The following is a 13,624-nucleotide window of genomic DNA, read 5'->3' as shown; positions in this document are numbered from 1 at the left end:
AAATAAAATGAATAATGAAAAGAATGATACTATTGCAGCGATTTCTACAAATATTGGTAGATCTGGGATAGGTATTATAAGAGTATCTGGTGCTTTATCTTCATATGTTGCTCAAAAAATATTAGGAAATATTCCTAAAGCTCGTTATGCACATTATTCATCGTTTAAAAATATTAAAGGTATTGTTATTGACAAAGGTATTGCTATATGGTTTAAAAAACCTAATTCTTTTACTGGAGAAGATTTATTAGAATTACAAGGACATGGTAGTCCTTTAGCTTTAAAAATATTATTAAAAGAAATTATTTCTATACCTAATATTAGAATAGCTCAACCTGGAGAATTTAGTAAACGTGCGTTTCTTAATAACAAATTAGATTTAACTCAAGCAGAATCGATTATTGATTTTATAAACGCAAGTTCAATACAAGAAATACGTGCAGCTGTAAACTCTCTTCAAGGTTTTTTTTCTAATTTTTTAAAAGAGATAATTCATTTAATTAAAAAATTACGTATTAATTTGGAATCAATTATTAATTTCCCAGAAGAAGATATCAGCCATTTAAGCGATCAAAATATTCATAACCAAATAAACAGTATTCATAAAAAATTGATTAATCTTTATAAAAAAGCTTCTGAAAATCATTTAACAACAGCAAACACGAAAATCGTTATTGCAGGTTTTCCGAATGCTGGTAAATCTAGTTTGTTTAATACATTATTAAAATATGAAGCAGCTATTGTAAGCAAAATTTCTGGTACAACTAGAGACGTTTTACGTGAAAATATTTATATAGATGAAAAACAAGTATCTATAGTTGATACTGCAGGATTAAATTTTTTAAGTAAAAATGAAATTGAAAAAATTGGTATTAAAAAAGCTTGTAATGAGATCAAAACAGCTGATCATATTTTTTTTGTAATTGATGCTTATACTACTAAACCAAATTATCAAATAGAAAAAATTTGTCCTGAATTTTCAGTGATATTTAACAAAGTACCAATAACGATTATACATAATAAAATTGATCTTACTCAAGAAAAAGAAGAAATCATAAAAATTAACAACCGATATGTTATACGTTTATCTACATATACAGGAAAAGGTATAAAAATTTTATATCAATATCTAAAAAAAAACATTTTGTTTAAAAATACTAATTGTAATTTTTTTGTTAGAGAGCGTCATTTAAACTTACTTAAAAAAGCTTCTAACGAAATAATAAAAGCAAAGAATAATAGTCAATATAATTATTATGAATTAATAGCAGAAGATCTTCGTTTATCAGAAAATTTATTAAATGAAATTATTGGAAAACATATATCACGCGATGAAATTCTTACAGATATTTTCAATAGTTTTTGTATAGGAAAATAGTGATCAAATATTATTCTACTGTAACTGATTTTGCAAGATTTCTTGGTTGATCAATGTCGTTTCCTTTTATTAAAGCAATATAATATGATAGGAGTTGTAAAGGTATCACATATAAAATAGGAGCAATTTCTTCAGAAGTTTTAGGAAGAGAAATTACATGAACATTCTTGTTGTTTTTTATAAAATTAATTTCTTCATCAGCGAATATATATATTACACCGTCTCTAGCACATATTTCTTCAATGTTAGACTTTAATTTTTCTATTTGATTATTTTTAGATAATAAAGCTATTACAGGAATTTCTGGATCAATCAAAGCTAGAGGACCATGCTTTAATTCACCTGCTGCATATCCTTCTGCATGTATGTAAGTGATTTCTTTTATTTTTAACGCACCTTCTATAGCAATTGGATATTGATTTCCTCTACCAATAAATAAGATATGTTTTTTTTTATAGAGCTTATTAGCTAAAAATTTTATTGAATCTTTTTGATGAAAAATTTTATTTATATTTTGAGGTAAATTTTTTAATTCAAAAATTAGTTGTTTTTCCGATTGTTGAGAAATTTTACCGTTTAGTACACCAATTCTAATAATTAATAAAAAAAGTACAATTAATTGAGTAGTAAAAGCTTTAGTAGAAGCAACACTAATTTCATGTCCTGCTTTTGTAATTAAAGAAATATCAGATGCACGTACTAGTGATGAATTTTCAACATTACAAATTGATAATGATATTATTTTTTTATGTTTTTTTTTCAATAAATTTAAAGATTGCAATGTATCTGCTGTTTCTCCTGATTGAGATAAAAATATAAATAAACTATCTTTATCTATTAAAATATTTTTTTTATAACGAAATTCAGAAGCATATTCAACATTACAAAAAATATTAGCTAAAGATTCACACCAATGACGTGCAATCATACCAGAATTATAAGAACTGCCGCATGCTATTATCTGAATTTTTTTTACCGTATTTAAAATATTATTATTTTCTAAATTTCTCATATTAACTTGTTTATTTTTTAAATAATAATTAATAGTTTCTGTAATAACATATGGTTGATCATGGATTTCTTTTTTCATGTAATAACGATATTTTCCTTTATTTTGATATACATCTTGATTTTTTTGAACTATTTCAGGTCTATTAACAATTTCATTATTTTCATTAAAAATTGTGATACGAGAATGTGTTATTTCTACAATATCATTGTACTCTAAATATATAAATTTATTTGTAAATGGAAATAAAGCTATTTGATCTGAAGCAATAAAGTTTTCTTCTTTTCCTATACCAATAACTAAAGGATTTCCTAAACAAACACCTACTAATACTGTAGGATTTAACAGATCCATCACTGTTAAACTATATGTTCCTACTATTTGATTAATAACGCGTAAAACTATTTCTTTTAAGTTTCCTCCATTTTTTTGTTCAAAATGTATTAAATGTGTAATTACTTCAGTATCAGTTTCAGAAGTAAACACGTATTTATTTTTTATTAATTTTTCTTTTAAAACTTCATAATTTTCTACAATACCATTGTGAGCTACAATAATATTTTGTGAAATATGAGGATGTGCATTTTGTTCAGACGGTTTTCCATGTGTAGCCCATCTTGTATGTGCAATTCCAATAGCTCCTGCTGGAAAATTGCTATTTTTTACTAAATTTATTAAATTTTCTATTTTTCCTGCACGAGCTAAACGTGTAAAAATCCCTTTTTCTTTAATAACAACTAATCCAGCTGAATCATAACCTCTATAAGATAAACGTTTTAGTCCTTCTAATAATTTATAAACAACGTCTTTTTTTGAAAATATACCTATAATTCCACACATAATATTTTTTCCTAATTTATACTAATAAAATTTTCTATTTAAGATTTTTTTATATTTTTCCAATTAGATATATGAATTTGTTTTTTTTTGTTGTATACCAATTCCTTTTCTTTAACATTTTTTTTAACAGTGGTACCAGCTGCTATTATTGCATTATCTTCAATAACAAGTGGAGCAATAATTTCTGTATTAGAACCAATAAAAACATTATTTCCAATTGTTGTAGGATGTTTGTTTTTTCCATCAAAATTGCATGTGATTGTTCCAGCTCCAATATTTACGTTTTTCCCTATTGAAGCATTACCTACATACGAAAGATGTTTAGTTTTTGAATTATCACCAAAAGTTACTTCTTTCATTTCAACAAAATTACCAATATAAGAATTAGAATTAATTATATTGTTAGAATGTAAATGCGCAAAAGGACCAATAATACAAAAAGAAGAAACTATTGTATCTTCAATAATTGAAAATGGCTTTATTTGACAATTATCACCTATTGTACTATTCGAAATAATACATCCCGATGAAATAGTTACATTTTTACCTAAAATAACTTTACCATTTAATTTAACATTTGTATCTATTTCTAAATTTTTTCCATATATCATTTCTCCTTTTAAATAAAAATGATCAGGATCGTTAAGTATAACTCCATCAATTAAAAGTTTTTTAATTCTTTTTTTTTGATAAATTTTTTCAAGTTTTTTCAATTCATATTGATTATTGATACCATCTGTTTCTTCAATAAATTGAGGATGAATAACAGCAATTTTTTTATTTTCCTGATATGCAAAATGAATAATATCAGTTAAAAGATATTCATTATTTATATGATCTCTTTTAACATTTGGAATCCAACGTTTTAAATCTGCAGAATTAGCTATTAATATACCAGTATAAACTTCACTAATAGATAGCTGCTCTTTAGTTGCATTTTTAGATTCAATAATTTTAACTACTTTTGAATTTTTTCGTAAAATTCGTCCATAATCATTATTTTTTTTTAGATATTTTGTTATAATTACAAGATCGTTATTTTTTTTAAATTTTATTAATTTTTTTAAAGTTTTTTGAGAAATAAGTGGGACATCACCATAAAGAATTAAAACTTCTTCCTTATCTTTAAAATAAGGACATACCATATTAACTGCATTTGCAGTACCTAAATTATTCTTTTGAAGAATCCAATATAACTTAGAATAAGATAATAAATTTTTTAACAATTTTTCATTATTTTTATTATGTATTAAATATATTATATACGGATTTATTGATTTTGCTGCGTCTAATACATATTGAATTAATGGTTTACCTGAAAAATTATGTAAAACTTTAGATAAATCAGAATTCATACGGTTGCTATTTCCTGCAGCAAGTATTAAGACAATTATCTTTCTATCAGACATATTTTTCCTTATATAAAAATACCTATTAATTTTCTAAAAACCGTAAATAAAATTATTGCCTTAATTTTTTTGTTAATTCAATAACACGTAGTTTCGCTATTTCTTTTGCAAGTTGTATTACGGCTTTTGTATAATTTATATCATTATTTTTAAGTTTTATATTTTTTTCTGCTATATTTTTAGCCTTTAAAACGCGTTGTTCATCTAGTTCCTCACCTCGAATAGCAGTATCCGCTAAAATTATTACATTTTTAGGTTGAACTTCCAATATCCCACCAGAAATATAAATATATTCTTTTTCTTCTGATTCTTTAACTAAAAAAACCATTCCTGGTTGTATAGTAGTTAATAAAGGGGAATGTCTAGGATAAATACCTAAATTTCCTTCGGTTCCGGAAACTTGAATCTTTTTTACTAATCCCAAAAAAATTTGTTTTTCTGCACTTACTATATTTAAACAATAGTTCATAATAACTCTTATTTTTTTAGTTATTTTTGTTTTTTATATTCTTTTTGCTTTTTCAATTGCTTCGTTAATATTCCCTATCATATAAAAAGCTTGTTCTGGCAAATGATCTAAATCGCCTGTAATAATTTTTTTAAATCCTTGTACAGTTTCTGATAAAGAAACATATTTTCCTAAAGAACCAGTAAAGACTTCTGCAACAAAAAATGGTTGTGATAAAAATCTTTGTATTTTTCTTGCACGAGAAACTAATAATTTATCTTCTTCAGAAAGTTCATCGATACCTAAGATCGCAATAATATCTTTTAAATCTTGATAACGTTGTAAAATAGATTGTACGTTTCTTGCAATATCATAGTGTTCTTGTCCAACAATTAATGGATCTAACTGACGACTATTAGAATTTAAAGGATCAACAGCTGGATAAATACCTAAAGAAGCAATTTGTCTACTTAAAGTAATCGTTGAATCTAAATGCGCAAAAGTAGTTGCTGGAGCAGGATCAGTTAGATCGTCTGCTGGAACATAAACAGCTTGTACAGATGTTATTGAACCTCTTTTTGTAGAAGCAATTCTTTCTTGTAAGGTACCCATTTCTTCTGCTAATGTTGGTTGATAACCTACAGCTGAAGGAATACGTCCCAATAATGCGGAAACTTCTGTTCCAGCTAAAGTATAACGATAAATATTATCAATAAACAGTAATACATCATAACCATCGTCACGAAATTTTTCAGCAATAGTTAATCCTGTTAATGCAGTACGAAATCGATTTCCAGGTGGTTCATTCATTTGTCCATATACTAATGATACTTTATTGATTACTTTAGATTCACACATTTCTCTATAAAAATCGTTACCTTCACGTGTTCTTTCTCCTACTCCAGCAAAAACAGAATATCCTGAATGTTCAATTGCAATATTTCGAATTAATTCCATCATATTTACAGTTTTTCCAACACCAGCACCACCAAATAAACCTACTTTTCCACCTTTTGCAAAAGGACAAATAAGATCAATTACTTTAATTCCAGTTTCAAGTAGCTCCTGAACAGGAGAAATTTCTGTATAGGATGGTGCTGAAGAATGAATAGATCTTTTTTCAATTTTTTGTTGATTTTTTTCTAGAAATGATCCTTTCATATCAATAGGTTCACCAAGAACGTTCATAATTCTTCCTAAAGTTATTTTCCCTACTGGTACTTGAATTGAATTTTTTAAATCTTTTACTATTAAACCACGTTTTAATCCATCTGAAGAACCCATTGCAATTGTTCGAACAATACCATCTCCAATTTGTTGTTGCACTTCTAAAATCAATTTACTTGCGTTATTTTGAACTTCAAGTGCATTATATATTTTTGGTATACATTCTTTAGGAAACTCAACATCTACAATTGCTCCAATAATTTGAATAATTTTTCCAGTTATCATTATACTTTCTCTATAATTGCTAATGATTAAAATTTTTGTGGTTTTTCTTAAAATTAAATTAAAGAAAACCTGCAATAATCTCGTTGAGTTCTTGCGTTATACTTGCTTGACGAATTTTATTATAAATAAATTGCATTTCTTGTACTATTTTTTCTCCATTGTCAGTAGCTGATTTCATTGAGATCATCCTAGCAGCTTGTTCACTAGCTAAATTTTCTAAAACATTTTGATATACTTGTGATTCAATATAACGTTGTAATAAAATATTTAATAAAATCTTAGGATTTGGTTCGTATATATAATCCCAATTTTTTTTATTAAAATTATTTTTTTTCGATTCGGGTAATGGGAGAAGTTTTGTAATAACAGGAATCTGTGAAAGAGTACTAACAAATTTATTATTAGCTATATATAATTGATCAATTTTTTTTTCTTCATATAATTTTAACATTGTTTTTATAGATCCAATTAATTGTATGATAGAAGGATCATCTCCAATGCCAATAGTTTTTGTAACAATGTCTTTACAAAAAGTACTAAAAAAAGAAAAGGCTTTTGAACCTATTACAGCTATTTTTATAGTTATTTTTTTTGTAGTAAAATTTTTTATATTTTCAAGAATTGTTCTAAACAATAAACTATTTAAATTGCCACATAATCCACGATCTGTTGATATTATTATATAACCAACACTTTTTATTTTTCTTTTTTCTAAATAAACATTTTTATATTCTAAATTTCCTAATGCAAGGTTATTAATAACTTTTATCATTGCTTCTGAATATGGTCGACTAGAAATCATGCGTTCTTTTGCTTTACGCATTTTAGCACTTGAAACCATTTGCATCGCCTTCGTTATTTTTTTTGTATTATTAATACTTTGAATTTTTTTTCTTATTTCTTTGACATCGGACATATTATTGCTCTTACATTTTTAACATTCATTTAAATTTTTAAAAAAAATAGTTTCTTTAAAAATATTAAAAATTTTTTGAAATCCTTTTTTAACTTTTTCTGTATATTTTAAATTTTCATTAATTTCTTGCATAAATTCTTTATGGTTTAAATTTGCATAATTGATAACTTCGTTTTCAAAAAGACTAATATTTGAAACCTTTACATTATCTAAATGATTATTTTCAGCAGCAAATAGTAATAAGCTTTGTTCAGCAACAGACATTGTTGAATATTGTTTTTGTTTTAGTAATTCGGTGATTTTTTGACCATATGTTAACTGTTTTAAAGTAACTTCATCTAAATCTGATGCAAATTGTGCAAAAGATTCTAATTCACGATATTGAGCAAGCGCAGTACGAATTCCACTAGATAATTTCTTTATTATTTCAGTTTGTGCTGCACTACCTACTCTAGAAACTGAAATACCTGGGTTTACTGCTGGGCGGATTCCAGAATTAAATAAATTTGATTCTAAAAATATTTGTCCATCTGTAATCGAAATTACATTAGTTGGAATAAACGCAGAAACATCACCTGCTTGGGTTTCTATAATTGGTAAAGCGGTTAATGATCCAGTTTTATTTATAATATTTCCATCATTAAAATTATTTACATATTCTTTGTTTACTCTTGATGCTCGTTCTAGTAATCTGGAATGCAAATAAAAAATATCTCCGGGAAAAGCTTCTCGACCAGGAGGTCTACGTAGTAATAAAGAAATTTGACGATAGGCAATTGCTTGTTTAGATAAATCATCATAGATAATTAATGCATCTTCACCTATGTCTCGAAAATACTCTCCCATAGAACATCCTGAATAAGGTGCTAAATATTGTAAAATTGCTGATTCAGAAGCAGTAGCTACAACAATTATAGTATGATTTAAAGCATCATGTTCTTCTAATTTTTTCACTACATTGGTAATTGTAGAAATTTTTTGTCCAATAGCTACATAAATGCACTTAATAGATGAATTTTTTTGATTAATAATTGTATCAATAGCGATTGTAGTTTTTCCTGTTTGACGATCACCAATAATTAATTCTCTTTGTCCGCGACCAATAGGAATCATTGCATCTATAGATTTGTAACCTGTTTGTAATGGTTCATTAATTGGTTCTCGATCAATAACTCCAGGTGCATTTCTTTCAATTGGTAAAAAGGATGAATTTTTTATTTTTCCACATCCATCAATTGGTTCACCTAAAGCATTAACTACTCTACCCAGCAAACTTTTTCCTACAGGAACTTCAAGAACACGACCAGTGCATCTTACTTTCATACCTTCAGTAATTCCATAAAAAGAACCCATAACTACAGCACCTACTGAATCACGTTCTAAATTTAAAGCAACTGCGTATTGATTATTCTCTAAAACAATCATTTCACCTTGCATAACATCAAACAAACCATAAATACGAATAATTCCATCACTAATTGCAGTAACAACTCCTTCTGAATACGTTTCTTTAAAACAATTGAATTCAGCAATTCTCTGTTTAATTAAATTGCTAATTTCAGTAGAGTTTAGTTGCATATATGATTTTTTCCTTTAAGACTAAGATTGCATTTTTTTGTTTAAGTTATTAATTATATTTTTAATACTACAATCAATGACTAGATCGTTTATTTTTATTAAAAATCCTCCTATTATATTTTTGTTTATTTCGTTTTTTAATTTAATATTTATACAAAATTTTTTTTTAAGGCTATTTTTTAAAATAGTTATTTGTTTTTCATTCAATTGATTAGCAGAAAATACTTTTATATATAAAATATTTTTATACTGATAATACAATTTTTTGAATTCTTTTAATATGAATGGAATTAGTAGTAAACGTTTATTCTCTGATAAAATTTTAATAAAATTTTTAATAAAATTATTAATTTTATTGTTTAAAACTAATATTAACAGTTCTGCTATCTTTTTTTCTGAAACAATATTGTGCTGTAATTGTTCTTTTATTTCTTTCTCGCAAAAAATATTAGATAAAAGTTTTAATATTTCTTGCCAATATTCAATTTGATTGTGTTCTTTTGAAAAATGGAAAATTGCTTTTGCATAAGAACGTGCGATAGTAACATTTTTGTTATTCATTGATAATTCCATTATAAATCTTTAATGGTTTTTTTTATCATTTGATTATTCATTACATGATCCATAGAATAATTTGTCATTATTTTTTTCACACTATTAATAATTAAACATATCGTATTTTTTTGCAATTCCTCTTGTAATTTCAATTTTTCATTATTAATTTCTATATGAGCTTTTTTAATTATTCTATGGTACTCCAATACAGCTTTTTTTTTAGCTTCTTCTAATATTTCTTGTTGTAAAATTTGTGCTTTTAATATTATATCTTTTGCATCTTCTTTTGATTTTTGAATAGTCTCATTAAGACCAATTTTTTTTAATGTTAACTTTTTTTTAGTATTTGCAATAGATTCAAATTCCTTAATAATATTTTTTTGTCGCTTCTCTATTGTGTTAATAATAGGTGGCCATATATATTTTGCACAAAATATTAAAAATATAAAAAATGCAATAGATTGACCTAAAATAGTTGCATTAATATTCATGAGATATTGCCTTTTTAAAAAGTGTATAAAATGTTAGATGAAAATTGAATAACAGAAAGTACGCTATTACTTGTAGAAGAGTAGTAAATAACTTTAATGAGAAAATATTAAATATAAACCAATTCCAACAGTAATCATTGGAATAGCATCAATTAAACCCATAACAATAAAAAATTGTGTACGAATTAAAGGTATTAAATCTGGTTGTCTTGCTGCTCCTTCTAAAAATTTTCCTCCTAAAAGACTTATTCCAATTGCAGCGCCAATAGCTGCTAACCCCATCATTATAGCAGCGCTTAAATATAGTAAATCGTTCATTTTTTCTCCAATAAAAGAAGTAATAAATAGTTAATGTTTATCTGACGCTAACGAAAGATATACAATTGTTAAAGTCATAAAAATAAAAGCTTGTAAAAAAACTATTAATATATGAAACAAAGCCCAAGGGACACTTAAAGTCCATTGATTCCACCAAGGTAAAAATCCTGCGATAACAATAAAAATTAGTTCACCTGAATATATATTACCAAACAATCTTAAACTTAAAGAAATTGGTTTAGATATTAAAGTAATAGTTTCAAGTAAAATATTTATTGGAATAAATACTGGATGATTAAAAGGTTTTAAAATTAATTCTTTAAAGAAATAAACACTGCCTTTTTTATAAATGCTGTAAAAAATTATTAATAAAAATATACTTAATCCCATTGATAATGTAATGTTAATATCTGCAGAAGGAACAACACGTAGATCAGGTAATTTTATCCAATTTTCAGCAATATATGGAATAAAATCCACAGGGATTAAATCCATTGTGTTCATTAACAATACCCAAACAAAAACAGTTAATGCAAGAGGAGCAATTACTTTGCTTTTTTTTTGATAAATATCATTTACATTATTGTTAATAAAGTTAATTAATAATTCTAAAGCAATTTGTTTTTTTTCAGGAATACCTTTGCTAACAAAACTATTAATCATTTTTTTAAATAAAAGTAAAAAAATAGCACCTAATAAAATTGAAAAAAACATTGAATCTATATTAACGATCCAAAAATTATTATCTTGAATAGGATCATTAACTATTTTTAATGTACGTAGATTAAAGTGTAGATGTTTTAAATGATGTTTAATATAATTTTGTGTTGTTAATATTTCTCCTTTTTTTATCATATTTTTTCCTTTAAAATAAAGTATACACATGAAAGATATAAAAATTATTTATAATTTTTCTTTAATAATCTTGATAAGATCAATTGATATTGTATGCAAATTTTAAAAATTTTTGCAATTATCAAAACATTAATTTAATAAAATTAGATATATATTTATTATATAATGATAACTTATAAATTTTACAGTTTTCAATTGATAGAATTAATTTTACATATCTTTATATAATATAATTTTCTATTCAAACTTATAAAAAACATTAGCATTTATCGTAGTATAAAGAAACTATTTTATATTATTTAATTACAAAATCGTTATTTTTTTTTGCTGACTTTTTTTAAATGACATTTTTTAACATATAATCAAAAATGTTTATAAAATCTTTTTTTTCTATAAAAAGCAACATTGTATACTAAAAAATTCATACTTTTGCAATATGTTAATTGCAGTTATTAACTATTAAAAAATATATTAACTTTTAATTAGCAACTGTTTTTTTTTAAGATAAATTAAAAGAATCGAAATAGCAGCTGGTGTAATACCGGAAATTCTTGAAGCTTGTCCAATAGATTGAGGTTGGCAATTGTTTAATTTTTGAACAACTTCATTTGATAATCCTGTAATTTTACTATAATCAAAATTTTGGGGAAGATAAACTTTTTCATAAAATTTATAACGTTCTATATCTTTTTGCTGTCTTAAAATATATCCTGCATATTTTATTTGTATTTCCACTTGTTCTGACATATCTAAATGAGTTAGCGGAGGACCAAATTCTTTCAAACTAGTTAGTTGATTATAATCAATATCAGGTCTTTTTAGTAAGTTTTCTGCATTAGTTTTTTTTTTTATTTTTATATTAAGCTTACAATTGATTTCTTTTATATTATTACATTGTGGATCAATCCAAAGTGCTCTTAATCGTTGAGATTCTTTTTCTATTATTTCAACTTTTTTTTCAAAAAGTTTTAAACGATAATCATTTATTAATCCAAGAGAATGAGCAATTTTAGTTAATCTTAAATCAGCGTTATCTTCCCTTAATATTAAACGATGTTCCGATCTAGCAGTAAACATTCGATATGGTTCATTTGTACCAAGCGTGCATAAATCATCTATTAATACTCCAATATATGCTTGATCTCTACGGGGAAACCAACCTTCTTTATCCATAGCAAATCGAGCAGCATTTAAACCAGCTATTAATCCTTGAGCTGCTGCTTCTTCATAACCAGTTGTACCATTTATTTGTCCTGCTAAAAACAATCCATGTATGTTTTTTGTTTCTAATGTCGATTTTAATACTCGAGGATCAATGAAATCATATTCAATAGCATAGCCTGGACGTATAATTGTGGTTTTTTCTAATCCTTTTATTGATTGAACTATTTTTTTTTGTATATCGAAAGGAAGACTGGTTGAAATACCATTAGGATATATTACGTTACTATTTAATCCTTCAGGCTCTAAAAAAATTTGATGACTTTTTTTATCAGAAAAACGTATAACTTTATCTTCAATAGACGGGCAATATCTCGGGCTAATGCCTTTAATTAATCCTAAATATACAGGGCTTTTATAAAAATTATCACTAATAATTTTATGTGTTATTTGATTAGTATGAGTAATCCAACATGGTATTTGAGGTAAAGGTTGTAAGTTTTGATTAATAAATGAAAAAAATGGAATAGGAACGTCTCCATGCTGTATATCTAAATTATTAAAGTTAATAGTATCTTTAGCAAGACGAGGTGGAGTACCAGTTTTTAATCTACTAATTTTAAATGGTAAACTTTTTAAAAAGTTAGCTAACTTAATTACTGATGGATCGTTCTCACGCCCTCCTTGATAACTAGATAATCCAATACGGATAATACCGTTTAAAAACGTTCCTACACTTAATACAATAGATTTACAAAAAAATTTTATTTTTTTTTGTGTTTTTAACCCAATAACTTTATTATTTTTAATAATTAAATCATCAACAACATGTTCTTGAATATATAAATTTTTTTGATTTTTTAAAAAATTTTTAACTGTTGTTGAATAAATTATACGATCTGCTTGAGCACGAGTTGATCTAACTGCCATACCCTTACTAGAATTTAATTTTTTAAATTGAATTCCAGCTTTATCTATAGCGTTTGCCATCACTCCACCAAGTGCATCTATTTCTTTAACAAGTTGTCCTTTTCCTATACCTCCAATTGCAGGATTACATGACATTTGACCAATAGTGTTCATTTTTTGAGTTAATATTAATGTTTTTTTTCCTAATCTAGCTGAAGCCATAGAAGCTTCTATTCCAGCATGACCACAACCTACTACAATAACATCAAAAAAATTTTTTGTATTATTCATATGAAAAGTAAAAT

The 13,624-nt window shown here is 25.5% G+C and carries 12 protein-coding genes; 1 reads left to right on the top strand and 11 read right to left on the bottom strand.

Annotation, left to right across the window (positions count from 1 at the left end):
* Positions 1-7: 7 nt before the first annotated feature.
* On the top strand, positions 8-1,378 hold the full coding sequence (gene mnmE, locus TGUWTKB_RS00060; RefSeq protein ID WP_041062259.1) for a tRNA uridine-5-carboxymethylaminomethyl(34) synthesis GTPase MnmE: 1,371 nt from the start codon (positions 8-10) through the stop codon (positions 1,376-1,378).
* 10 nt (positions 1,379-1,388) lie between these two features.
* Here the strand turns inward: mnmE and glmS are convergent, their stop codons facing one another.
* The 11 genes from glmS to mnmG all read right to left on the bottom strand — a co-directional run bounded on the left by glmS (position 1,389) and on the right by mnmG (position 13,610).
* Positions 1,389-3,227 carry a glutamine--fructose-6-phosphate transaminase (isomerizing) gene (glmS, locus tag TGUWTKB_RS00055; RefSeq protein ID WP_041062258.1) on the bottom strand — a complete coding sequence of 613 codons (1,839 nt, stop codon included), beginning with the start codon at positions 3,225-3,227 and terminating at the stop codon, positions 1,389-1,391.
* Between the two features lie 38 nt (positions 3,228-3,265).
* On the bottom strand, positions 3,266-4,636 hold the full coding sequence (glmU, locus tag TGUWTKB_RS00050; RefSeq protein WP_041062256.1) for a bifunctional UDP-N-acetylglucosamine diphosphorylase/glucosamine-1-phosphate N-acetyltransferase GlmU: 1,371 nt from the start codon (positions 4,634-4,636) through the stop codon (positions 3,266-3,268).
* A gap of 52 nt (positions 4,637-4,688) precedes the next feature.
* A complete protein-coding gene (locus TGUWTKB_RS00045; protein WP_041062254.1) occupies positions 4,689-5,105 on the bottom strand; it encodes a F0F1 ATP synthase subunit epsilon in 417 nt (138 codons plus the stop codon).
* A gap of 33 nt (positions 5,106-5,138) precedes the next feature.
* A complete protein-coding gene (gene atpD / locus TGUWTKB_RS00040) occupies positions 5,139-6,536 on the bottom strand; it encodes a F0F1 ATP synthase subunit beta (protein ID WP_041062252.1) in 1,398 nt (465 codons plus the stop codon).
* 58 nt (positions 6,537-6,594) lie between these two features.
* Complete coding sequence (atpG, locus tag TGUWTKB_RS00035; RefSeq protein ID WP_041062251.1) at positions 6,595-7,452, bottom strand: F0F1 ATP synthase subunit gamma; 858 nt, start codon at positions 7,450-7,452, stop codon at positions 6,595-6,597.
* Between the two features lie 18 nt (positions 7,453-7,470).
* Positions 7,471-9,030: a F0F1 ATP synthase subunit alpha gene (atpA, locus tag TGUWTKB_RS00030; RefSeq protein WP_041062248.1), complete on the bottom strand. Its 1,560-nt coding sequence runs from the start codon at positions 9,028-9,030 to the stop codon at positions 7,471-7,473.
* 21 nt (positions 9,031-9,051) lie between these two features.
* Entirely contained in the window at positions 9,052-9,591 is a 540-nt protein-coding gene (locus TGUWTKB_RS00025; RefSeq protein WP_158499405.1) for a F0F1 ATP synthase subunit delta, read from the bottom strand.
* 11 nt (positions 9,592-9,602) lie between these two features.
* Positions 9,603-10,076, bottom strand: coding sequence for a F0F1 ATP synthase subunit B (atpF, locus tag TGUWTKB_RS00020; RefSeq protein WP_041062245.1), 474 nt, complete (start codon positions 10,074-10,076; stop codon positions 9,603-9,605).
* A gap of 93 nt (positions 10,077-10,169) precedes the next feature.
* Positions 10,170-10,394, bottom strand: a complete 225-nt coding sequence (atpE, locus tag TGUWTKB_RS00015; RefSeq protein ID WP_041062244.1) for a F0F1 ATP synthase subunit C — start codon at positions 10,392-10,394, stop codon at positions 10,170-10,172.
* 30 nt (positions 10,395-10,424) lie between these two features.
* Positions 10,425-11,249, bottom strand: coding sequence for a F0F1 ATP synthase subunit A (gene atpB, locus TGUWTKB_RS00010; RefSeq protein ID WP_041062243.1), 825 nt, complete (start codon positions 11,247-11,249; stop codon positions 10,425-10,427).
* A 471-nt stretch (positions 11,250-11,720) separates the two neighbouring features.
* Positions 11,721-13,610, bottom strand: coding sequence for a tRNA uridine-5-carboxymethylaminomethyl(34) synthesis enzyme MnmG (gene mnmG, locus TGUWTKB_RS00005; protein WP_041063476.1), 1,890 nt, complete (start codon positions 13,608-13,610; stop codon positions 11,721-11,723).
* Positions 13,611-13,624 lie beyond the last annotated feature (14 nt).

The organism is Candidatus Tachikawaea gelatinosa (genome assembly GCF_000828815.1).
Taxonomy (GTDB): domain Bacteria; phylum Pseudomonadota; class Gammaproteobacteria; order Enterobacterales; family Enterobacteriaceae; genus Tachikawaea; species Tachikawaea gelatinosa.
The sequence above is the reverse complement of the archived record's forward strand: the minus strand, read 5'-3'. Positions and strand labels throughout refer to the sequence as shown.

Excerpts from the sequence above, each read along its gene's own strand:
- atpG (WP_041062251.1), bottom strand. The coding sequence starts at position 7,452 with ATGTCCGATGTCAAAGAAATAAGAAAAAAAATTCAAAGTATTAATAAT.
- glmU (WP_041062256.1), bottom strand. The coding sequence starts at position 4,636 with ATGTCTGATAGAAAGATAATTGTCTTAATACTTGCTGCAGGAAATAGC.
- mnmE (WP_041062259.1), top strand. The coding sequence starts at position 8 with ATGAATAATGAAAAGAATGATACTATTGCAGCGATTTCTACAAATATT.
- mnmG (WP_041063476.1), bottom strand. The coding sequence starts at position 13,610 with ATGAATAATACAAAAAATTTTTTTGATGTTATTGTAGTAGGTTGTGGT.
- glmS (WP_041062258.1), bottom strand. The coding sequence starts at position 3,227 with ATGTGTGGAATTATAGGTATATTTTCAAAAAAAGACGTTGTTTATAAA.
- TGUWTKB_RS00045 (WP_041062254.1), bottom strand. The coding sequence starts at position 5,105 with ATGAACTATTGTTTAAATATAGTAAGTGCAGAAAAACAAATTTTTTTG.
- TGUWTKB_RS00025 (WP_158499405.1), bottom strand. The coding sequence starts at position 9,591 with ATGAATAACAAAAATGTTACTATCGCACGTTCTTATGCAAAAGCAATT.
- atpE (WP_041062244.1), bottom strand. The coding sequence starts at position 10,394 with ATGAACGATTTACTATATTTAAGCGCTGCTATAATGATGGGGTTAGCA.
- atpB (WP_041062243.1), bottom strand. The coding sequence starts at position 11,249 with ATGATAAAAAAAGGAGAAATATTAACAACACAAAATTATATTAAACAT.
- atpF (WP_041062245.1), bottom strand. The coding sequence starts at position 10,076 with ATGAATATTAATGCAACTATTTTAGGTCAATCTATTGCATTTTTTATA.
- atpA (WP_041062248.1), bottom strand. The coding sequence starts at position 9,030 with ATGCAACTAAACTCTACTGAAATTAGCAATTTAATTAAACAGAGAATT.
- atpD (WP_041062252.1), bottom strand. The coding sequence starts at position 6,536 with ATGATAACTGGAAAAATTATTCAAATTATTGGAGCAATTGTAGATGTT.